17 protein-coding genes and 6 pseudogenes are annotated in these 21,065 nt (G+C 61.4%); 9 read left to right on the top strand and 14 right to left on the bottom strand.

From position 1 onward, the window contains the following. The first annotated feature begins 230 nt into the window (after nucleotides 1-230). From traC to ACFHWW_RS06640, 4 genes and pseudogenes are all read left to right on the top strand, one after another. Nucleotides 231-527, top strand: coding sequence for a conjugal transfer protein TraC (traC, locus tag ACFHWW_RS06655; RefSeq protein WP_379937724.1), 297 nt, complete (start codon nucleotides 231-233; stop codon nucleotides 525-527). Between the two features lie 4 nt (nucleotides 528-531). Further along, nucleotides 532-747: a type IV conjugative transfer system coupling protein TraD gene (gene traD, locus ACFHWW_RS06650; protein WP_379937723.1), complete on the top strand. Its 216-nt coding sequence runs from the start codon at nucleotides 532-534 to the stop codon at nucleotides 745-747. Then, a pseudogene (traG, locus tag ACFHWW_RS06645) lies at nucleotides 740-2,661 on the top strand (Ti-type conjugative transfer system protein TraG). The gene traD and the pseudogene traG overlap by 8 nt, the downstream one beginning before the upstream one ends. Before the next feature lie 430 nt (nucleotides 2,662-3,091). Then, nucleotides 3,092-3,564: pseudogene (locus tag ACFHWW_RS06640) on the top strand (thermonuclease family protein). A 231-nt stretch (nucleotides 3,565-3,795) separates the two neighbouring features. Here the strand turns inward: ACFHWW_RS06640 and ACFHWW_RS06635 are convergent. Together ACFHWW_RS06635 and ACFHWW_RS06630 are read right to left on the bottom strand one after the other, a co-directional pair. Beyond that, nucleotides 3,796-4,104: a DUF736 domain-containing protein gene (locus ACFHWW_RS06635; protein WP_248446998.1), complete on the bottom strand. Its 309-nt coding sequence runs from the start codon at nucleotides 4,102-4,104 to the stop codon at nucleotides 3,796-3,798. Between the two features lie 964 nt (nucleotides 4,105-5,068). Beyond that, nucleotides 5,069-5,588, bottom strand: a pseudogene (locus tag ACFHWW_RS06630) (hypothetical protein). Between the two features lie 213 nt (nucleotides 5,589-5,801). On the opposite strand from ACFHWW_RS06630, the pseudogene ACFHWW_RS06625 reads away from it, so the two are divergent. After that, nucleotides 5,802-6,111: pseudogene (locus ACFHWW_RS06625) on the top strand (MerR family DNA-binding protein); the annotation flags it as partial. A gap of 15 nt (nucleotides 6,112-6,126) precedes the next feature. Here ACFHWW_RS06625 and ACFHWW_RS06620 read toward each other — a convergent pair. The 3 genes from ACFHWW_RS06620 to ACFHWW_RS06610 form a co-directional block, all read right to left on the bottom strand. Next, complete coding sequence (locus ACFHWW_RS06620) at nucleotides 6,127-7,050, bottom strand: ArdC family protein (protein ID WP_379937722.1); 924 nt, start codon at nucleotides 7,048-7,050, stop codon at nucleotides 6,127-6,129. A gap of 215 nt (nucleotides 7,051-7,265) precedes the next feature. Continuing rightward, entirely contained in the window at nucleotides 7,266-7,451 is a 186-nt protein-coding gene (locus ACFHWW_RS06615; protein WP_379937721.1) for a hypothetical protein, read from the bottom strand. A gap of 133 nt (nucleotides 7,452-7,584) precedes the next feature. Continuing rightward, nucleotides 7,585-7,863, bottom strand: coding sequence for a LysR substrate-binding domain-containing protein (locus ACFHWW_RS06610; RefSeq protein ID WP_379937720.1), 279 nt, complete (start codon nucleotides 7,861-7,863; stop codon nucleotides 7,585-7,587). Between the two features lie 55 nt (nucleotides 7,864-7,918). On the opposite strand from ACFHWW_RS06610, the pseudogene ACFHWW_RS06605 reads away from it, so the two are divergent. The 3 genes and pseudogenes from ACFHWW_RS06605 to ACFHWW_RS06595 all read left to right on the top strand — a co-directional run. Continuing rightward, nucleotides 7,919-8,324, top strand: a pseudogene (locus ACFHWW_RS06605) (aldehyde dehydrogenase family protein); the annotation flags it as partial. Nucleotides 8,325-8,381: 57 nt separating this feature from the next. Continuing rightward, nucleotides 8,382-8,948, top strand: coding sequence for a TetR/AcrR family transcriptional regulator (locus tag ACFHWW_RS06600; protein ID WP_379937719.1), 567 nt, complete (start codon nucleotides 8,382-8,384; stop codon nucleotides 8,946-8,948). 55 nt (nucleotides 8,949-9,003) lie between these two features. Beyond that, complete coding sequence (locus tag ACFHWW_RS06595; protein ID WP_379937718.1) at nucleotides 9,004-9,972, top strand: quinone oxidoreductase family protein; 969 nt, start codon at nucleotides 9,004-9,006, stop codon at nucleotides 9,970-9,972. Nucleotides 9,973-10,065: 93 nt separating this feature from the next. Here the strand turns inward: ACFHWW_RS06595 and ACFHWW_RS06590 are convergent, their stop codons facing one another. Continuing rightward, complete coding sequence (locus ACFHWW_RS06590) at nucleotides 10,066-11,655, bottom strand: ABC-F family ATP-binding cassette domain-containing protein (RefSeq protein WP_379937717.1); 1,590 nt, start codon at nucleotides 11,653-11,655, stop codon at nucleotides 10,066-10,068. A gap of 109 nt (nucleotides 11,656-11,764) precedes the next feature. Here ACFHWW_RS06590 and ACFHWW_RS06585 point away from each other — a divergent pair, with 109 nt between their 5' ends. Then, nucleotides 11,765-12,418, top strand: a complete 654-nt coding sequence (locus tag ACFHWW_RS06585; protein ID WP_379937716.1) for a TetR/AcrR family transcriptional regulator — start codon at nucleotides 11,765-11,767, stop codon at nucleotides 12,416-12,418. 60 nt (nucleotides 12,419-12,478) lie between these two features. Here the strand turns inward: ACFHWW_RS06585 and ACFHWW_RS06580 are convergent, their stop codons facing one another. The 8 genes and pseudogenes from ACFHWW_RS06580 to ACFHWW_RS06545 all read right to left on the bottom strand — a co-directional run bounded on the left by ACFHWW_RS06580 (nucleotide 12,479) and on the right by ACFHWW_RS06545 (nucleotide 20,960). Continuing rightward, on the bottom strand, nucleotides 12,479-12,604 hold the full coding sequence (locus ACFHWW_RS06580; protein ID WP_379937715.1) for a hypothetical protein: 126 nt from the start codon (nucleotides 12,602-12,604) through the stop codon (nucleotides 12,479-12,481). Nucleotides 12,605-12,631: 27 nt separating this feature from the next. Beyond that, nucleotides 12,632-13,048: an organic hydroperoxide resistance protein gene (locus ACFHWW_RS06575; protein WP_379937714.1), complete on the bottom strand. Its 417-nt coding sequence runs from the start codon at nucleotides 13,046-13,048 to the stop codon at nucleotides 12,632-12,634. Nucleotides 13,049-13,356: 308 nt separating this feature from the next. Next, the gene (gene repC, locus ACFHWW_RS06570; RefSeq protein ID WP_379937713.1) at nucleotides 13,357-14,562 is read right to left on the bottom strand and encodes a plasmid replication protein RepC; all 1,206 of its coding nucleotides are present in this window, start codon (nucleotides 14,560-14,562) and stop codon (nucleotides 13,357-13,359) included. Between the two features lie 156 nt (nucleotides 14,563-14,718). Further along, a complete protein-coding gene (gene repB / locus ACFHWW_RS06565) occupies nucleotides 14,719-15,723 on the bottom strand; it encodes a plasmid partitioning protein RepB (RefSeq protein WP_379937712.1) in 1,005 nt (334 codons plus the stop codon). Continuing rightward, nucleotides 15,720-16,895, bottom strand: coding sequence for a plasmid partitioning protein RepA (repA, locus tag ACFHWW_RS06560; RefSeq protein WP_379937711.1), 1,176 nt, complete (start codon nucleotides 16,893-16,895; stop codon nucleotides 15,720-15,722). The genes repB and repA overlap by 4 nt, the downstream gene beginning before the upstream one ends. Before the next feature lie 1,815 nt (nucleotides 16,896-18,710). Next, nucleotides 18,711-18,861 (bottom strand): annotated as a pseudogene (locus ACFHWW_RS06555) (selenide, water dikinase SelD); the annotation flags it as partial. A 199-nt stretch (nucleotides 18,862-19,060) separates the two neighbouring features. Next, the gene (locus ACFHWW_RS06550) at nucleotides 19,061-19,288 is read right to left on the bottom strand and encodes a hypothetical protein (RefSeq protein ID WP_379937710.1); all 228 of its coding nucleotides are present in this window, start codon (nucleotides 19,286-19,288) and stop codon (nucleotides 19,061-19,063) included. Between the two features lie 16 nt (nucleotides 19,289-19,304). Then, on the bottom strand, nucleotides 19,305-20,960 hold the full coding sequence (locus tag ACFHWW_RS06545; protein ID WP_379937709.1) for a M10 family metallopeptidase: 1,656 nt from the start codon (nucleotides 20,958-20,960) through the stop codon (nucleotides 19,305-19,307). Nucleotides 20,961-21,065: the final 105 nt, after the last annotated feature.

The following is a 21,065-nucleotide window of genomic DNA, read 5'->3' as shown; positions in this document are numbered from 1 at the left end:
ACAAGATCAACGGCTTCGTCGGCAGCGGAGGCCCTGCCAGGGCCTCAGCAAGGGCGTCGCAGCAGCGACGTATAATTGCGCCCTTGGAAGCCGCTCCTTCGGAACGGCTGGGATCGTGATCAAAGGCGTTGGCTACGCCAACTCGCACTTCTGTTAGTGGATCGGCATACCGATCCAGGCGAGTTTCATGCCGTTCGCATGTCAAACGGCATGAAAGGATTAACCGAAAAATGAAGAAGCCATCCTCCAAGATCCGCGACGAAATCGCCAAGCTCCAGGAGCAACTCAAGATCGCCGAGACCAGAGAGGCTGAGCGCATCGGCCGGATCGCCCTCAAGGCTGGACTTGGCGAGATCGAGATCGAGGAGTCCGATCTTCAGGCGGCCTTTGAGGATCTGGCGAAGCGGTTTCGCGCAGATGAGGTCCGTTCGACCGGAGGGAGAAGGGGTGGGGGCCCTGCTGAAAGCAGCGCACCCTCCACGCAGATCGCGGCTGGCGCGGCTACGGGCGGGACTACTGAGGCTTGAGCGGATGGCGCGCAAAATAACATCCGACGCTCGCAAGAAAGACACACGGGAAAAGATCGAGCTTGGCGGCCTAATCGTCAAAGCGGGTCTTCGATACGAGAAGCGGGCGCTTCTGCTGGGAGCCCTCATCGATTTGAGCGAGCGGCTCAAAGTGGACGAAACGGAACGGTCGCGGCTGCTGGCAATCGGTGCGGAGGCCTTTGGCAAGACCGATGAATAGGATCATGCTCTTCATCGCCCCAGCCGCATTGATGATCGTGGTCGCCGTTGGTTCGACCGGAAGCGAACAGTGGCTGTCCGGCTTCGGACAGACGGCGGCGGCGCGGCAGACGCTCGGCCAAGCCGGCATCGCTCTGCCTTATGTCGCCGCGGCGCTGATCGGTGTCGTCTTTCTTTTTGCGAGCGCGGGCTCGATCAGGATCAAGATCGCCGGATGGGGCGTGATCGCCGGCGCTTTAGCGACGATTCTGATCGCCGCAATTCGCGAAACGATCAGGCTGTCGGCATTTGTGGAACAGCCGGCAGGCAAGCCGATCCTTTCCTATGTCGACCCCCCGACGATGGTCGGGGTTGCCGGCGTCGTGCTCTCGGGCTGCTTCGCATGCCGCGTTGCGCTGGTCGGCAACACGCGTTTTCGACGCGCGCGCCAAAACGCATCCGCGGCAAGCGGGCGCTGCATGGCGAAGCTGACTGGATGAAGCTTGCCGAGGCCGAAAAGCTGTTTCCTGAGTCTGGTGGCATTGTCATCGGTGAACGATATCGCGTCGACAAGGACAGCGTGGGATCACTTGCGTTCCGCGCCGACAATCCCGAGACATGGGGTGCCGGCGGCAAGTCGTCGCTGCTCTGCTTCGACGGATCGTTCGGTTCGTCGCACGGCATCGTCTTCGCCGGCTCCGGCGGCTTCAAAACGACATCGGTGACGATCTCGACAGCCTTGAAATGGGGCGGCTCGCTCATCGTTCTCGATCCGTCGAACGAAGTGGCGGCGATGGTATCGGATCATCGCACCAGCGCGAACCGCGACATAATCGTCCTCGATCCCAAGAGGCCGGAAACGGGCTTCAATGCCCTGGATTGGATCGGCCGTTTCGGAGGAACGAAAGAGGAGGATATCGCTTCCGTCGCCTCATGGATCATGAGCGACAGCGGTGGCGCCCGCGGCGTGCGCGACGACTTTTTCCGCGCCTCGGCCTTGCAACTGCTCACCGCGCTAATCGCCGATGTTTGCTTGTCGGGTCATACCGCGGAGAGCGAGCAAACGCTCCGGCAGGTGCGCAAGAATCTCTCCGAGCCCGAGCCGAAACTGCGTGAGCGCCTGCAGTCGATCTATGACAGTTCGGGCTCGGATTTCGTGAAAGAGAATGTCGCGGCCTTCGTTAACATGACGCCGGAAACGTTTTCCGGCGTCTATGCCAACGCGGTGAAGGAGACGCACTGGCTCTCCTACCCGAACTATGCCGCGCTCGTTTCGGGGACGACGTTTTCGACGGACGATATTGCTGCCGGAAATGCGGACGTCTTCATCAACATCAATCTGAAGACATTGGAGTCTCATTCCGGACTTGCCCGCGTCATCATCGGGGCGTTCCTCAACGCAATCTACAATCGTGACGGCTCGATGAAGGGCAGGGCACTGTTTCTTCTCGATGAGGTGGTACGCCTTGGCTACATGCGGATCCTGGAGACGGCGCGCGACGCCGGCCGGAAGTACGGGATCACGCTAACGATGATCTACCAGTCGATCGGCCAGATGCGGGAAACGTATGGCGGCCGGGACGCGGCGAGCAAGTGGTTCGAGAGTGCGAGTTGGATCTCGTTCAGCGCGATCAACGATCTGGAAACGGCGGACTACATTTCACGACGCTGTGGCATGACGACGGTCGAGATCGATCAGGTCAGCCGCAGTTTCCAGGCGAAGGGATCCTCGCGCACACGCTCGAAGCAATTGGCGGCGCGACCGTTGATCCAGCCGCATGAAGTGCTGCGCATGCGGGCTGACGAGCAGATCGTTTTCACGGCGGGCAACGCGCCGCTGAGATGCGGTCGCGCGATCTGGTTCCGGCGGGACGACATGAAGGCTTGTGTCGGGACGAACAGGTTTCACAAGGTCAGAGACATGCCTGAAACCTAGCTGATCGAGCCGGCGCGCAGCGCAGCCAGCAAGGCTGATCCAGGAAAATGAAGAGTATCGGAGAAATCAGCATAGCGGCCACCCAAGGGGAGGGATTTCGGGAATTCTCGTCGTGCGAGGAGCGGGAAGAGCGCTGCCGCAGGAGCCTCAACTGAGTTACCCGAAGGGGAGGCGGGACCGACTGCGCCCGCTTCTCCACACTGCTTTACCGGCCCAGCTGTCGTCCGAGACCGAGCGTCTCCGTAAACGTGGGTGAAACCGAGATCGACATAGATTGGGGCGAAAGCGAGGGAATCGGAAAGTGACAAAATCGAACGTGACGACGTTCAGGCGGAGGCGGAAGCCTGGCAGCAGTCTTAATCAATGAAGTGCCTACGGAAAGTCACCGCGATCTGGAAAAGGCCGCACGGGTATTCTCCTCTGGGCCGGGATCATTGGTGTCGGTGGTGGGCTTGCCTATGGCGGCTCAGGCAATCTCTCCGGTCTTTTTGTTATCGCCAAAACACCTACGGCGGATTCACTGTCGGCCGCGTTTTCATTGTGCGGCGCCGACCGAAATGTGGACTGCGTCGTCGACGGCGATAGGTTCTGGTTCCAGGGCGAGAAAATCCGCATCGCGGATATCGACACCCCGGAGCTCAGCCCGCCGCGCTGCGAGGCGGAAAGGATCAAAGGCGACGCTGCGAAAGTCCGTTCGTTGGCGCTGCTGAATGCCGGCAATTTCTCCCTTTCCTTCCGGCTTGCGTGACGAAGACAAGTATGGCCGCAAGCTGCGCACCGTCACGCGAGCGGGGCATTCGTTGGGCGATACGCTGATCGATGAGGGGCTCGCCAGGCATTGGTGCGAGCCACGGATGGTGCGGCAGAGGATTTGCGAGAGAATCGTCACCCAAATGTGCTTAGACCGTTTGCGGGCTCCGTGAGCGCAGCGGATAGAGTCGTGCGCTGAAGGCGTCCCGCCAACGTTCGTGACAACTTTTCGCTTATCATCACAGATTTGAATCGATCCCAGTCGAACGATTCATAAGTCTCGTTGGACGCGATTCCCGGGATCGGTTCAGCATTTACAGGACTGCTGTAAATGCTGTGTTTGAACCACGGCCCCGCCCAAAGGGGCGGGGCCGTGACCGAGCCTCAATCCCGGTTGGGGCGCGACCAGATCAGCTGGTAGCCGTCCTCGCCTTCGACCTCGGAGAGCGTTGCGTAGATCGGGGCGGGGAAGCTCGGATCGTCCAGTTTGACCGAGAGATAGTCGCGATCCTGCTCGGAGCGCTTCTGCCAGGCCGCACCGAGCTCGACGTTACCGGCGTAGATTCGGAAGTGCGGGCCCTTGTCGGAGGGGTTCTCGATGCGGGCGATGCGAGCCTTGACGTTGAGGGCGAGGGTGCGGATCGAGCCGTTGAAGCCGTTTTCGGTGGAGGTGAATGTACCGATGGTTGCCATTTTCATGTTCCTTTCGTTGGTTTCGGGCCGCGCCCTTCGCGGCCTCGATGGCTGTCTCAAGGATCGGAGACGATCGAACCGCACCCATAGGGCCGGAACAGCGTGGAGGGCGGCAAGTCGCAAATTTGTTAGTCGGCGAGGAATGACGGCGCAGTCGGCAGGGGTAAGAAAATTGCGGCTGGTCGTTGCGGGAGGGCGATCGAGGCGAAGCCGCTCTCCGATCAGACATGCCTCATCGAGCCCGCGGAGACGTGTCCCATGCCGGCGGATCACGAGGAACGCGCAATGGCGAGCATCGTCACCGCCTTGCCGTGCCGGACCATTGCAGCCGCAAACCGTTACGTTCCTCTACGTCATACCATCGACTTCGGACGCGACAATCCCGCCCGCTGGGGAGTTGCCTCCGATCATCGACGCGATATCGTGAGCTCGCGATTCGTCGCTTGGAGGATTCATGCGTCAGCAGACAAAGCCGTTTACCGTCGAAATCAAGCGATCCCGAAAACTTAAAACCAACGACCGGAAAACCTCGTTCTGGGGCAAGCTGGACCTCACACCTGATCAGGACGCACTTTACGGAGGAAGACCAGAGAGAGCCGTCGGCCGTTTCCGGCGACAACGACCGACACTGATTTCCGCTAGGCTGCCGCATTCTCCCCGACTTCACCAAGCTGAAGATCGTGCAGGGAGTCTGACGGCGCGTTGGGCATGGGCCGCGGCCTGAAAAATCGCCCGCTTGTCGTCGGTGAGCACTTAAGCCATGAGGCGAGGTAGAAAGCGTGGTCGGGCCGTGGCTCCAGCTCCGGTGCGATGCCGAGTCGGCGCAAATAAGCAACGACCAAGCTCGGCGACTTATCCTGACAGTCAAGGCTGCCGTGGTCGGCGTTTGCCTGAGAGTTCACACGGTCCGCTCGCTGCCGTCTCGTGAGCCAGGCTCGTAGAGGCTGAGGGGTCTTGCCGGGGTTCACCCGCCGCAACACGACAGCTTGGCGGCGTCCGTGCCGAACGCCAGCGCCGCGAGCTTTAGCCCCTCGACGGCGGTGAGATACGGAAAGATCGTCTCCGCGAGATCGTCGGCCGTGAGACCCTGCCGGATCGCGAGCGCCGCCCGTCTGGATGCTGTCGGCGCCCTCCGGCGCCACGCGTGGGCGCCGAGCAGCTTGCCGCTGCGGGCATCGGCGACAAGCTTGATGAGCCCGTGGGTTGTCGCGGGCCGCAAGCGTACGCGCCATCTGATTGAGACCGATCGTTGAGACGCGAACCGCGTGGCCGGCGGGGCGCGCCGCTGCTTCGGTCGGGCCGACGCTCGCCACTTGCGGATCGGTGAACACGGTCGCCGGCATGGCGCTGTTGTCGTAGCGCAGGCTGTCGCCATTGAGGGCGTTCTTGGTCGCGAGTTTGGCGCCATAGGCGGCCATGTAGACGAACTGGTCGCGGCCGGTGACGTCGCCGGCGGCATAGATGCCGGACCTGGACACGCGCATGCGGTCATCGACGACGATGCCGCCCGTTGGCGAGATGGCGATCCCATGCTCGGCGACCCGAGGCCTTCGATGTTGGGCGTGCAGCCGGTGGCGATCAGTACTTCGTCGGCGTCGATCGTCGTCTCTTGACCATCGCGTGCGACCGTGAGGGAAATGCCGGTCTCGGTCATGCCGATCGCCCGGTAAGGTGAGGGGCCTGCAGCGAGCCGAGCTCGCGCGCCGGCCGGCCACCGCAGCTGCGACACGACGCACGAGCGGCGTCTTCGCTTTGTGCTGCGGGCGCGTGAACTCGGATTTCCATCGATGAGATCCGGGAGCTCCTGCGTCTCGTCGACGAGCGCGACCGGCCTTGTGCCGAAGCACGGGACGTCGCCGCCGTCCACCTTGCCGACGTCCGCGCGAAGATCGCTGACCTGAAGCGCATGGAACGGGTGCTGAAGGATGTGGTCGCCCAATGCGGCGTCGGCACGCGCCCGAATGCCCGCAGATTGACATGCTGTTCGCGAAATCGGCGGTCTATTGATCCTTTGGGGGGCGCTTATGCGGCGCCCCTGACGTCGTGCTGAGGCCCGCCGGCCTGTTGCGCGTGCATCCAGTCGGCGATCTGCTGCGCCTTGCTCGCGGCGGTGAAGATGGCGCGCTTGTCGGAGCGCAGCACCTCGAGCCAGGAGGCGATGTAGCGGGCATTATCAGGTCGCGGTTCAACGCTAAGGCTGAGATCGGCGCAGATCATCGCGCTCAAGAGCTCGACCGTGCATTCCTCCATCGCGTAGGCGGCAGAGCCGAAGCGTCCGGAAAGATCGCGGTCGAGGCGATGCCTGGCGCCGGAGGCGTGGCCGCATTCATGGAGCAGCACGGCATAGTAGGCGACCGCGTCGCGGAAGCACGCGAACTCCGGCATCTGCACGTGATCGGTAGCCGGGCGGTAGTATGCCTGTGATCCGCCGTGCCGGATGTCGATGCCCAGCGCCGCGCAGAAGCTTTCGGCGCGCTCGATCCGCTCGGACTCGGGCAACATTGGCATAGATGGCGGCGTGTAGCCGTCAACCTGGGCGCAATTGAAGACCGTGTAGCCGCGGACGAACAGACGCCGGGCGGGCTCGTCACGATCCTCGTTGCCGTGTTGGGCGTCCGCCGCATCATGATCGGTGGTCTTCCAGAACACGACCAGATGGCCGCGCTCGCCCTTACGAACCTGCGCGCCGAGCGCCTGCCATTGGCGGTAAGTGCCCCAGATGCCGGCGGGATAGCCGGCCGCGTGCGCCGCAGCCCAGAGCGAGAGGATGTTGACGCCGCGATAAGCCTTGCACGAGGCGACGTTGACGGGCGTGGTGATGGCCGATCCGTCGTGGTGCCAGGGCATGCGGTAGTCACCGGCACCGGCCTCGATGGCGGCGATGATATGGCTGGTGACGCGCTCGTAGATATCAGTCGGGGTCTGGCTGTTGCGATCTGTGGTCATGGGTGCCTCCTTCAGCTCACCCTCTCCGTCGAGGGCGAGGCGGCAGGGGCAGACGCGGGAGGCCGGCCCGTCACACCCTGTTCTCGGTGCTGGTGCGGAACAGGGTTGATGGGCTGGCAGCGTCTGCCACACCCGAGCCCTACCTCGACGGGCGAGCTGAAGGAGGTGCCGACCATGATCGGCGCGCCCGGAACGGCCCGGACGATGCGTCGCTCTCAGCCGCCGTCGTCTCGCGGCGACCGCTTCAGGGGGACAACCCTGGCGTTACCAGATCGGGCCAGTTCCTGCCGAAGACCTTCGATGACGGCATCCCGCTCGGCGATCTGCAACGTCAGCACTTGGATGTGCTGGACGAGCGTGCGGACAAGGCCGCGCAGTTCGGCAATCTCGGAGCCGCGCACGGCGCGCCGCTCGGCTTCGAGTGCGCGGACACGCTCCTTTGGCGTCAGATTACCGGAACGTCAATCACGTGCGCTTCACCGCGCCGCTCGAACTCCCAGCGATACAGTCTGCCGTTCGCCATGCGCATCTGGATCAGCGATGCTGCACCAGATCGAGCGGGACGATTGGTTTGGAACGCCTCGTGAAATATTCAGGCGATCCCACGACCAGGGAACGGACGGTTCGGGTGATCGGAATGGCCACCATATCGGGCGACATCGCTTCGGCAAGTCGTACCCTGGCATCGAAGCCTTTACCAATAACATCCATGAGCGCATTCTCCGTCACGACTTCAAGCTCGACCTCCGGATAGCGGCGGCCGTATTCGAGTAGGAGCGGCTCCAGCGGCATGCGTGCCGCTGCCGGCGCCATATTGAGCCGAAGTCTTCCCGAGGGCCTACTCGAATGCTCGCCGATATGCTTGATCCAGGAAGAGGGTGTATCCCTCCTGATCGGAGGCGAAGGGCGCCCCGAAGGCCTCGAACGAGGCTGGTTCGTTCGTACAACTATCTTCTCCCGCGTCCGCAACGACATGCGCATTGTCCGCGAGGAGATCTTCGGCCCGGTGCTCTGCGTCCTTTCCTATCGCGACGAGGAAGAGGCGATCGCGATCGCCAACGACACCGGCTATGGGCTGCAGGCCAATGTCTCTCTTCCGACCTCGAGCGGGCAAAGCGCGATGCTAATCGCATCGAGGCAGGTCGCGTGATCATCAATGGCGCACCTCACGAGCGTTTGCACCTTCTGGCGGCTTCAAGCAGTCCGGCTTCGGCCGCAAATTCGGCGTCTTCGGCCTGGAATCCTTCCGCCAGCCCCGTGCGGTAATCTCCTGAGGAGGAACCGACAAGGATATTCTTGACAGATCGTTCCATTATTCTTAAACAGGCCTTATGGCACGGATCAAGGAATTTGACAGGGACGAGGCATTGGACGCGGCGATCGCCGTGTTTCGCGAGCATGGTTTCGAGGGCACCTCGACGGAGATGCTGGTACGGGCGATGAAAATCGGCCGCCAGAGCCTCTACGACACCTTCGGTGACAAGTGGAAGCTCTACTGCCTCGCGGTAGAACGCTATTCGGCGAGTGAGACGAGTGCTCATATCGCCTTGTTGCGCGGCAAACCGCGTGCACTGGACGGTATCCGGTTGGTGATGGAACGCGTTGTGGAAAATGCAAACCAAGCTTGTCTCGGCGTGAACTCGATCTGCGAGTTCGGTCAACGGCGGCCCGACCTGGCGGCACTGCATCACGCCGCCGATCTTCGGCTCAAGAAAGCCGCGATTGAACGCATCAGAGAAGCCCAGGCTGCAGGTGACTTAGCCGGTTCATTGCCCGCTGAGGCAGTGGCCGATTTCCTCGTTGCCAATATCGCCGGTATCAGGATAGCCGCACGTGGGGGAGCCGGCCGGGAACATCTGCAGTCCCTCAGCCGGTTGGCGCTTCGTGCAGTCACCTAGCAGGCGGAAAACCTTGCTCTTTTTTGGAATGATCAGTCAATAAGAGGATATATGCATGAAAGCCGTTGTGATGAAAGAGGTCGGTGATACCGACGTGATGGAATTCGTCGATTGGCCTGAGCCCGTCGCAACGCCGGAACATGTCGTGGTGGAGGTCGCCGCGGCCGGCGTGAACTTCATGGACATCGGCGTGCGCCAAGGTATGGCCTGGACCGACATCCCTAACCCGAAAGTACTGGGTGTCGAGGGCGCTGGTCGCGTGCTCGCCGTCGGCGATGGAGCGGGCGAGTTTGAAGGCGGCGATCGCGTCGCCTGGGTCTATGCTCCCGGAAGTTATGCTCAGCGCCAGTCGGTACCGACAGCCTCCCTCGTGAAAATTCCCGATACCGTGGACGATCGAACGGCTGCTTCCGCGATGATGCAGGGGCTCACGGCCAGTCACTTCGCGACGGATTTCTATCCCGTGCAGCCGGGCGACATCGCCCTTGTTCATGCGGCGGCCGGCGGGGTCGGCCTGCTGCTGACACAGATTATCAGGCTAAGGGGTGGCCGGGTAATCGGGCGCGTCTCGTCCGAAGACAAGGTCGCGATCGCCAGAAAGGCCGGCGCCGAGCACGTCATCGTCGATACAGAGGGACAGTTTGCCGACGACGTCCTGCGCCTGACTGGCGGTGAGGGTGTGAACGTCGTTTACGATGGCTCCGGCCCCAAAACCTTCAAGGGGTCGATCGAAGCGCTACGCCGGTCCGGCACCTTCTGCTGGTATGGACCGGTGCTCGGCGGGCCCGGACCGCTCGATATCATGAGCCTGCCGAAGAGCATCAAGATCGGCTACGCGACATTCATGGATCACATCCACACGCGCAAACTCCTTCTCGATCGCACCAAACAGCTTTTCGACTGGATCGGGGACGGAACGATCAAGGTCTCGATCGGCGAAACCTATCGCCTTGCCGACGCCGCCCGCGCCCATGCCGCGATGGCAAGCCGTGCAACCACCGGCAAACTGCTTTTGATCCCGTAAGGAGCAAGTCACGAACGACATGCCGGCGCGACGACCGACGCCGGCATGGCCGCAATACCTCTGAAGAGCGTCGGTACGCGCCGGGGATCGGCGTCAGGCGCTGCAGGTCGAAAGCTCCAGACGCGTGTCTATCCCGACGTTGGCAAGGAATGTCTCGTCATGGCTGACGACGACGAGTGCGCCGTCATAGGCGAACAGCCCAGCTTCAACCGCCTCGATGGAGTCGATATCCAGATGGTTGGTCGGCTCGTCGAGAATGAGCAGCGATGGTGGATCGGAACCGCCCAGTGCGCAGGCAAGGCCGGCGCGCAGCACCTGCCCGCCGCTCAACGTCTCCACCCTTTGCAATGCCGCATCCGCGCGGAAGCGAAAGCTGGCCAGCGCCGCCCGGCAGGCGTTGTCGCCGGCACCGGGATTGAGCCGCTTGAAGTTATCGAAGATCGTCTCGCCGCGCGCCAGGATGCTGACGCTCTGGTCCAGCAGAGAGAAGGGAACGTTTACGGAAACGGTTCCTTCAAAGGGCGGCAATTCTCCGGTGACCACCTTCAGAAGGCTCGTCTTGCCCGACCCGTTGGGGCCGGTGATCGAAAGGCGCAGCGGGCCGACCAGAGAGAAGGATAGATCCCGAATGACCGGACGGGCGGGATCGTAGCCCACCGTGACGCCGTCAAATGCGAGGACTTGCCGGCCGGCGGGAAGCCCGGTTCGCGGAAGACGGATGGAAAAGGGCTGCAGCACCTCGATCCGCGCTTTGGCGGCTGTGATGGCCTCGAGCGCGCCTGCGCGCTGTCGCTCGGCGAGTTCCACACCCCTGCCCCGGCTTTCTTCCGCATTGTTCTTGCGCCGGCCCAGGAGAATCCGCGGCATGTCGCCCTTTGCCGCTTTTCGGGTACCAGACGCGTCACGCTTGTCCTGCCGCTCCGCCAGGGCACGTGCCTTGCGATCGATTTCGTCGGCGGTCTTCTGTGCATGTGCAAGGCTTTGTTGCGCCGCTTCCAGTTCGACCGCCCTCGCCGTCTGATAGGCGCTCCACCCCCCGCCGTAGCGCTTTGTCCCGAGCGAGGTCAGTTCGATAATCGCGTCCATTTCTTCGAGCAGTTCACGATCGTGGCTGACGACAATCGCTCCGCTGCGCCAGCCGGAAAGAAGGTCGATAACCGCCCGTCTGCCGTCACGATCCAGATTATTTGTCGGCTCGTCGAGAAGGAGAAAGTCCGGCTCGGAGAAAATTGCCGCCGCGAGCACTGCCCGCGTGCGCTGGCCGCCGGAGAGCTCAGTCAGGAGCGTATCCGCACGCGCCTCCAGTCCAAGCCGGACAAGGGCGGACATTATACGCTCTTCCACCGTCCAGTCCGCATTCTCCAGTTCTTCGAGCGTCGCCTTGCCTTTTTCGGCGCGCCGTAACACCGCAAGCGCCTGGGTCGCACCGAACACATCGGCGATGGTTTCACCGGCACCGGGCCGAAGCATCTGCCGCGCCAGCGCGACACGTCCCTGGATGGCGATTGTGCCGGAGGAAGGCCTCAATGCACCGGCAAGGAGATTGAGCAGGATCGTTTTTCCGACGCCATTTTTTCCGACGAGCCCCGTCCGCTCCGGACCAAGCGCCAGATCGAGATCGGTCAAGACATGCTCCCCGTCGGGTTTCGACCAGGAAAGTGCGGAGAGAGTGATGGAGGGCATGGCGAACCTGTTGCGTTGGTATTAACAGCACAGTACCGTGCCTTTATCAGCAACGGGCGGTGCGAACAATGGCGTTGTCCATCCCGCCCATCGACGGGGTCGGACATAGATGAATATAGTTCGCAGACGTGGCGGCGGACGTCCCACCCGGGAAGAGGCCGAGGCTCTGACCCGCCGTCTTCTGGATAGCGCCCGCTCGACTTTTGCCCGCAAGGGGGTTGCGAACACGTCCATGGAAGAGATTGCCGCCAAGCTCGGAATCTCGAAACACACGCTTTATCGGAGATATCCGAACAGGCAGGCGCTTCTGGAAGCCGTGGTCGAACGTGACCTCGTCCGCTTTCGCAAGACGCTTGCCGACGCAGCGGGACAGGGTGATGCACCTCTCGCAGTATTGCGCGATATGGCTTTCAGCTATTTCCGCTTCGGCACGGGCCGGGATTATTCCGCTTTCTATGTGTCGGTTACCGCCGAGGCCGTGTTTTCCTTGCCATTGCGGGAGAGGTTGGCGGCGTGGTCGAGTGCTGCACTGGAGCCCGTCGTGGCGGCGATCACATCGGCTCAGGCCGCGGGCCTGATCGTGCCGGGGTCTGCCATTGAGATTTGCCACGTCCTTGTCGATTTGCTTGAAGGCGCGAATAATCGCGTCCGACTCTGCGGGTCCGAGTGTCCGGACGCCGAAAATCTTCGCCTGTTCGAAAGCCGCTGGGCGATTTTCCAGACTGCCATGAGACACGAACCCGATCGACCGGAGGAACGCTGAACGTATGAAGGATCGGCTGGCCTCGCAGCCGATCCCTCCGCGAATGGTGGCATTCCCCCGTTAGAGCGGCATCACAGACGCGGCGAGGAGTCCGGCCAGCGCCGATGGCTCCGCCGAAAATATATCGTAGACGCAAGGCGTTGCCACAACGGCGAATGTCAGTATGCCGACTATGAGGTGCTTCATCTAAACCTCCTTGAATCACGAGTTCGGTCAGGCGAGCGTCAGATCGACCTCGATGTTCCCCCGCGTTGCCTTTGAATAGGGGCAGGTCTGATGCGCTTCGGCGATGAGCGATCGCGCAAGGTCCGCGTCGATGCCGGGCAGACTGACGGCAAGCCGGGCTCGAAGGAAAAAGCCGCCATCCGATTTGGCGAGATCGACTTCGGCATCGACTGCCGTTTCGGTCGGGAGCGACAACTTGTGCTTCGCCGCGGCAAGACCCAGTGCACCGATAAAGCAGGCCGACCAGCCGGCGGCAAAGAGCTGCTCAGGATTGGTTCCGGCTTTGCCGCTGCCGGGAGGCGAAAGCCTGACGTCCAGCTGGGCATCGTCGCTGCGGGCGAACCCTTCACGGCCGCCCGTCGTATGAGTCTTGCCGGTGTAGAGAACCTTTTCCTGCGTTGTCATCAGACACTCCGTTCGCTGCGTCGCACGATTGCGACATTTGACGATGTGCGTTGTGCCTGGGCGACGTATCCGGCATGTTTGCGAAACCGCCGAAATTGTACCCGGATGTAGGCACCTCATTGGAAGGCACCCAAGGAGGCCGGCGCTGATTTCCAAGTAAGGCCACCGACGAAATGGAGTACGCTCCGGCGCTCGCGGGTTGCCGCTGACGACTTCGCATGAGTGAAGTCGCTCGGGACCCCCGCGGGTCGGCAACATGCTCGTGCCGCTTGCGTTCCCCGCGGCGTTGCTCCCCTAGACGGCCGGAATCACAACACTCCCCGCCTGTCGAAGCCATTCGCCCTCAGCAACGCCATCAGCATCGGGCCGAGCGAGAACTTCCCTTGCCGCGCCTTGGCGGTCAGATCGCGCAGATACCCGCCAGCAGAGTTGATATGCCCTGCCCTCTCCAGGATGCAGGCAAGGGCGACCCCGGCGTTTTCCGGTCCCATGACCTCGCAGGCGTCCTGATAGGCCGAGGGGTAAACGCCAAGCATGGATCGTACCGTAACCGCAGCAATCATTAGGTCCCGCCAACTTTTCACCGTGCCGTCAGGACCGTAGTTTATGATTTCCGGGCAGGCCTTCAGTACCATTCCCAGCGGCAAGGCCCTTTTTGCCTCGTGAGCCCGTTCAATGGCTTGGCCGTCTGACCGCTCATTCGCAGAGCAGCGTTCAAGTTCAATAATAGATTCGGGTTTTGATTCCTGTTTGTGCCGCTCAGTTTGATCGGGATTGCCGCTCATCTCTTGTGGTTTTATGCGATTTCGCAACTGGTTAGCCACATGTTCGCGCAGCGTTTCGAACGCCTCTACCAGAGGGGTGAGATCAGCGATGTCGGGCGCCCTCGGTATCGCCTGGACGAGGCTTCGAAAATCTTCCTGCATGGTCGTCCCGTCGTCGGGCAGTTCTTCGAGCACCACGTCTATGAGCTTGGCGATGTCTCTGCGGCAGAGCGTCAGCCGCTCGCGCAGCCGCTGCAGTTCGAGCCGGTCGGCTTCGGCCTCGGCAGCGAGCCGCTCAATTTCGCCGGAGCGAGCCAGGAGCGGTGCGAGCGAAAATCCGAACGCCGTGCCGATCGCTCCATCACGAGACTTGCGTGCATATCGCTTGCCGTTCGGACTGTCCCTGCGAGCGACAAGCCCTGCCTCGACGAGCGCTGCCAGGTGCCTTCTGAGCGTCGCCTCCGCCATGCCGTGGGCTCTCAGCGACAGCTGAACGTTCGACGGAAAGACGACCAGACCGGTCTCTCCGTTCAGCGTGTTCTCCGGATAGAAGCTCAACAGCGCGTTCAGAACGGCGAGCGCCCGGTCGCTGATGCCGAGGCGGCGCTTGGCCGCACAAAGCGAGCGAAACAGCTTCCACTTGTCGACCGACTTCCCAGGCTCGATGTCGCGGGAGATGAACTGGCCTGCCAACATGGCAAGAGTCATCGACCGCCGCCCAAAGGGCGTCGTCACACTTCCACTCTCCATTTTCCTTCACCTTCGATAAGGCAAAAGAAAGCAGCTCACCAAAAACGGTGCCAAGGACTCTTGACTGTGATTCGTGGAAATGCGATTCTCGATCTTGCTACAAATCTGAGGAAGGCTTCCACGGCTTGTTCGTTGGGGGCCTTTTTCTTTTGCGGGTTAGTCTCCTTGTTTCGAATGCTGCTTTTGCATGAACTGGTCGTGCAGGTTTTCGATCTGACCTGCAATGAAATCGACAAAGCCTGACGGCACAGACTTGTTGAACGTCAGCTTCGAAGCCGACTTGCCGCGTTGGATCTGGCCCAGCACGAGGCCATGAGAGATCAAATCGGTCGTGGCGGACGAGGCTGCAGCCTTGGCATCCACCTTGGCAAGCGCCTCAAAAACTGCAGCGAAACGAACGTCACTGGATGAGGCCTGCATCTGCTCTCTCTCCAGAACCGACTGCGCTACCTTCGAGGGCTCCCCGTGGGCCGCCCAGCGCAGCTCGAATTCCACCCATCTGCGCCGTCCGATTTCAGGGGCCGGGCCAATCTGCATCAGGATGTCGCGCGGCAGTGCTGCCGCTATCCGGATCATTTCGGAGATATGCGACCTGCCGGTGCTCAGTGACTTACAGATCACGTCGCGGCGATAACCCGCAGCCTCCTGCGATTGCGCAAAAAGGCATCGCTCGATGAAGGACAGGTCCTTGCGGTTGCTGTTCTCCTCCCCTTGGAGAACGATCGCCTCTTCGTCGCTAAGCTCCCGGGCGATCGTCTTGAACTTGATGCCGAGCAGTTTGGCAGCGGCAAGCCGCCGTCGGCCGAACACGATCTGGAACGGCCTTGCGGCTCCCCGAACTGGGCGGACCAAGCCAGGAGTACTCTGTCCGTGCTCGCGCATCGACTCGAGCAGATCCGCGATGCTCGCTTCGCTGTAGCCGGAATCGAAACGATCCCGGATGGCGGATTCCATGATCTCGTCCGGATCGATCTCGACGATCTGGCCGCCATCCTTGAGGAGTCGTTCGGCAAGCTCGCTGCGTTCCTGCATCTGGCGGACGCCGGCGGCGACCTTGAGAAGGTGGGGTGACGTGGACCGCTGCATTCCGCCCGTCTCCGCAGAATTCTCCAGCTGCCCGAGGACATTGGCAAAAAGGCCTTTGGAATCCTTGCGGCTCATTCTCTCCCCCATGCCTTCCAGAACAGGCCTTCGAGTTCAGCATTGGCGGCGTTTATCGACTCGATGGCGCGGTCGTAGGTTTTCGGCGCCGAGAAGCGGGACCTCTGAACCTCGTACAGGCTCTGCTTCCAAGTCAGTGCGTCGGCCACGGCCGTCGACTTGATGACCGAGTTGAGGAGCAGATCCTCGCCGAACACCTGTCTCATCAGCGCGGACATGTTGGCTTGCGGATGATCGTTCGGCTCGAATTTGGTGATCAGGAACTTGGCGAAATCCCATTGAGCCGCCGTGCCCACCTCATTCAGGATTTGCATGTAGGACCCGGCAAGCTCCAGAAACTTCGCCGTCGAGTCCACATCCAGCATATGCGCAGGAACCGGGATGATGACGCCGGTGGCAGCGGTCAGTGACGAAAGCGTCAGGAAGTTCAGGGACGGAGCCGAGTCCATGAGGATGAAGTCGTAATCTTCGGCGACCTGCTCAAGAGCTTGGGAAACGCGAAGCAGGAAGCCCGTTCCTGCGGACCGCCGCATCTCGAGCGCGACGGCCGTCTCGAACTCGGTCAGTTCGAGGCCGGCGCAGATGACGTCGAAACCGACGATGTGGGTCTTATGAATGATGGACTTCGTCGGGACGGGATCGTCGAAGCGAATGGCTGAGAAAAGTGTGTCGCCTCCACGGTAGTCGAATTCCGGCAGGCTGCCATGAAGGGCGGTGAGCGATGCCTGCGGGTCGAGATCGACTGCCAGCACGCGATAGCCCCTGAGTGCCAGATAGTGGCCGAGATGGATTGTCGTGGAGGTCTTGCTTGAGCCGCCTTTGAAGTTGGTGACGGCAACGATCTGGCATTGCTCGTCGCCTGTCCGGCGGGGATTCATCCACTTCTTCCGGCCGTTTGCCGCAAGAGCCAGGCGTAGTTCAAGGACCTGGTCGAGCGTGTAGAAACGCCGTCCGTTGGCGATTTCGGGTTCGGGGCCCTGTTCCTTGGCCGCAACCTGGCGGATATAGGCCTCCGTTACACCCAGCAGGGCGGCAACTTCGGTGGAGGTGAACTTGCGCATTGTGCGGCGCGCATTCGGGGGAAATTGCGCCATGCTCAAGTTGTTCAGCGCCATTTCGAGCTTGCTGGAAAAGTTTTCCATGAAAGCGAGGCTGCTTAGGTGTCGCGTCATCGAAAGAATCCCTGGTGATCGTTTCCGTCACTTAAGCAGTGAAGTGGTTAACCGTTTGCTAACCGCCACGTAACTACTCGAAAACACGCAAATTCGAAAAATCTCCGCAACTAAGACGTACTCCGATTCGGCTATGGCCATCAATGCGCGCTGTGGATGACGCTTGGTGCCGGTGGGAAGCGCCGGTGCATGCGGTTCTCGAGCGTCCACGCGGGCATTTTGAACGCCGCGACAGTGGTTCATAGCGAGCGGGGTCGGCTCGGAGCCTCCACCGTTGCTTCGAGTGGTGAGCTGCCGAAGTCCTGGCAGAGTTCCCCGCGGGGAACGCGCTGGACGGCGAGAGCTGCGGCGCGGTGCCGGCCGATCGCAAAGGTGATGTGCATGCAGGGGAAAAGCTCAGCCTTTCGATGCTCGCCCGTACCCCCTGCCCCAGCTTCGTGGGACCCCACCGGGCGACGACCGCACCGAACGGTTCCCCGCGGGGAACCCCGCGACGGCAGCGCAAACGGGCTATTGGTGACACGCAATGCATAGGCCACGACACGAGACAAGGATCCGTGTCGAGACAAGGATCGTGGAGACGGTTGCGCGCCGCATGCTGCCGGTTGCGTATATATGGTGCGCCGCTAGGGCAGGAGCGTTGCGGCTATCGTCAGCAACTGTTCGGCAACGATTTCCGTCTGGACGCTTGCCTTGGACATTGCGGTCGCGACGCCAGGCGTTCCCCGCGGGGAACTTGATGGCCTGCCAACCGGTGCTCCCTTGACGCGGCCGTCTGCGGCGGGTGTGAGATGCCGCTAGCCACGATCTGCTCGACGGCGACGAAGGAACTCGACTTACCGGCATGTTCCCGCGGCCTGGGTAAGGGTTCGTTCGCCGCCGCACAAATTTTGTGCGCCCGGCGTTCCCCGCGGGGAACGCGGCTTATGGCGAGGCGGAGATCCAATGGACGTTCGACTGGTGCTGCGGGTCTGCGTGCCGCGCTTCGGATGCCGCTCTTCATTCGGTTCCCCGCGGGGAACCTTTCGGAGCCATTTTGGCTACGCCTGTGGGTGACGGCGGCACTCGGCGCCGGTTGGCCCACAACCGGGCTTATGCTTTTGACCCTCCGTGACGGATCTACGCTGACCGACCTCAGCGAAGCTTCATGCCTTTGCGAAGGGACGCTGACCGGCTCGTGCCCTGCCTGGGGGAGGGGAGGGCGTCACGGATGGCCAGGGTGCATGCTGGATGCGCATCCTTAGCGCAGAAACGGAAGGCATAGAATCTTATCTCCCGGCGGCTCGTCGAGCGAGCGAGAGGCAAATATGCCAGTAGCATTCCGGGTGTCGTCGGGCGGGTGGAGAGCGGGATCGGGGCAATGTTGAGTTCGACAAAGCAGACTTGTGCTGTAGAGAGCTCTCGTGACGGATCTCCTCCGGAGGATTCCCGCTCTGCTTCATGACAAAGGTCGCTAAACGGTATGAAAGGCATTGGCGGCCGGAAAATTACAGTTTGCGTGAGCCGGCGGACTTAGGGTACGCTCTATAGTGCTCGCTGACCGGTCCGTCCGGGTTTTTTTAATGGTCTTGGTAAGTCATTGAAATATAACGGATAAAAGGCCTTACGGAAGCTATATGGCCCATGACTTCCGCCACTGATGACGCCGGGAGGCCTCGCTTAGCCGGACCAGATTAGGCCGCAGGGCTTTTCAAATGTTCCCCGCGGGGAACAATCGCCGCCGACCGGGAAAGCTGACACGTACGGGCCATCTCAAGTCCGTATCCGAGGGCTGCGAAACGTTGAAAACGGTAATCGGTGGCAATCACGCAGGTGCTCTACCTGCCATACGGCGGCATCATCTGGGCTGGGCAAAAGGCCGGGCAGCCGGATGCGTGGCAAGAAGCTGCTGTAGAACGGAGGGCGCGAGTTTGCAGCCGCAACCGCCACCGTGAACGAGGTCCGTGAGACGGGGGAGAGTGTTTATCAATCCTCCAGCAGCGTGGTTGGACTCACCTGATCGACGCGAGAGTGGGCCGCCAGCGGCGACCATCGCGACCGCGTATAATCCCACGAGTTAGCTGTGGCGCAGCACGTCCATGGCGCTTCGACGCCGCAAGGGGTGAGGCATCGATGATGGGCCTGATCGATCAGGCCGCCGACCGGCCGCCTGGTCGGTGTTGTGTTTACTGCTGCGGACCTGCCGGCTTCGGTAACGGCGAAGAGTGCCGAGGCCGAGGCTGCGGCACGGCGCGAAAGCGCTGAGGATGAACCACCCAGTCAGACGGCAACGGCAGCGGGACGACGCAATCGGTCAGCAGTGTCTGATCTCCGTTGGTGACCTCGAAGACGATCCCGGGCCGCTCCATGCTCTTGCAGTCTGGCCAGCGCTCAAAATCGATCCATTCGCTCATGGCTTTTCCAACCCCCTCACAGCAGGAAATCGCTTCCGGAAAGAGCCGAAAGATTCATCACCTTGATTTGGAAATCTGCAAGGCCGTCGCCATTGACGTCACCCGAGACTATCCCGCTCCTGAAGTTGAGTTCACCTGCTTTGCCGTGGAACGCACTGCTGCCGATAAATAGAAATGCCTGGTCTCCGACCGCATTGCTGTTCGCGTCGATGGAACGCAAATCCATCCGATCAATGCCGGACGCGAAATCATCGATCATGTCCCTGGCAGCCGGCGCCGATTGTGCGGTCGTCTGAAAGACGAAGGTGTCCGCACCGCGGCCGCCAATCAACCGATCGGCGCCATTACCGCCGATCAGGGTGTCGTTGCCGTCACGCCCATTCAGCACGTCGTTACCTGCAAGGCCGTTCAGGAGGTTTGCGTAATTGTCTCCGCGCAAGGTATCGTTGAAGGCTGAACCGTAGAGCCGCTCGATCGACACATATGTATCGCCCGCCGCTTCCCCCGTGTTGGAAGCGGGCGAGGAAAGATCTGCGAGGATGCCGGCTGTGGCATTCGAGTAATTCGCCAGATCGGTGCCATTGCCGCCGTCGAGCCGGTCGGCACCCGCGCCGCCGACAAGATTGTCGTTGCCATCGCCGCCGATCAGCCTGTCATTGCCGCCGTTACCCCAAAGAGCATTTGCAGCGGCATTACCGGTGATCGTGTCGCTGCCTGTGCCACCCTTCGCGTTCTCGATGAGGGAGCGCGCGTCGCCCTGATACTGTAGCGCATTGGCGATATTGCCGATCGCCACCTTCGAACCGTTATAGTGCAGCTTCGCCAACTGCGCGGCCGAGGTGGTCGTCCATTCGCCCGGGCGCAGATCTACCTTCAGAGCAGTCGTATAATTGGAGAAATCGTAGGTGTCCGTTCCGCCGCCGTCCCATACCGTAAGCAGGATCTTGTTGCCGCCAGGGGCACCCTCACCGATACCATTGATGAACATCTCGCCCGAGGTCGGGCTCCAGCGATATGTGGTGTTTCCGCTTTCGGTGGTGAAATCCGCGCCGTACATATGCTGCAAGGCGGCGATATCGTACATCATCAGGGATTGCGCGTATCCCCAGGTCTCGTTGGTGTAGCCGGTCGTGGTCGAGGCACCGACATAGGAACGGTAACTCATGACCGTGTATTCCATCGAGTCGCGGTTCACGGGCATGACGTTGCCGTCATGGGCGTGTTCCAGTCCAAGCGCGTGGCCGATCTCGTGAAGGAATGACACATAGGCGTAGTTTCCCTTGATCGGTCGGCTGTAGTGGCCGGACGATTTGTTGAACCACGCGTCGCCGCCTTCCGCCGCGGTCGAGGGGAAATAGGCCCAGGCGGTGCTCGGAGCGTCGGACGAGGCGAGGCGGAGATTGGCATGCTTGGTCGCACTCTCCGTGACCTCGGTGAATGTCACGTTGACGACGGAGGAAAACTGATCAAACGCTGCTCGCGTGGCGGCCTGCTGTGCGGCGTTCAAGACGGCAAAGCCCTTGAGCGGCTCGCCATTGCCGTAACCGGAGCCGTAGAATGAGGCGCTGGTCGGGAAACTGAACGTGAAATCCTTGATCGACCATTTCCAGTCGCCGAGGAGGCCGTTGATATAGGCGTTACCAGTCGTTGCATAAGTCGTGGTTGCAGGCATCGTTTTCCCAGGCCATCGGGGTTGAAGTCAGGTCAGTACCCGCGTGCGATGCGCCGAGGTATGATCCGCAGATGCGCTTATAGCTCGTCTCGGTTAACACCTTAA

Origin of the sequence: Sinorhizobium sp. P24N7, assembly GCF_042436655.1 — a bacterium.
Taxonomy (GTDB): Bacteria; Pseudomonadota; Alphaproteobacteria; order Rhizobiales; family Rhizobiaceae; genus Sinorhizobium; species Sinorhizobium meliloti_A.
Note: the sequence above shows the minus strand (reverse complement) of the source record. Positions and strands in the feature narration are given on the sequence as shown.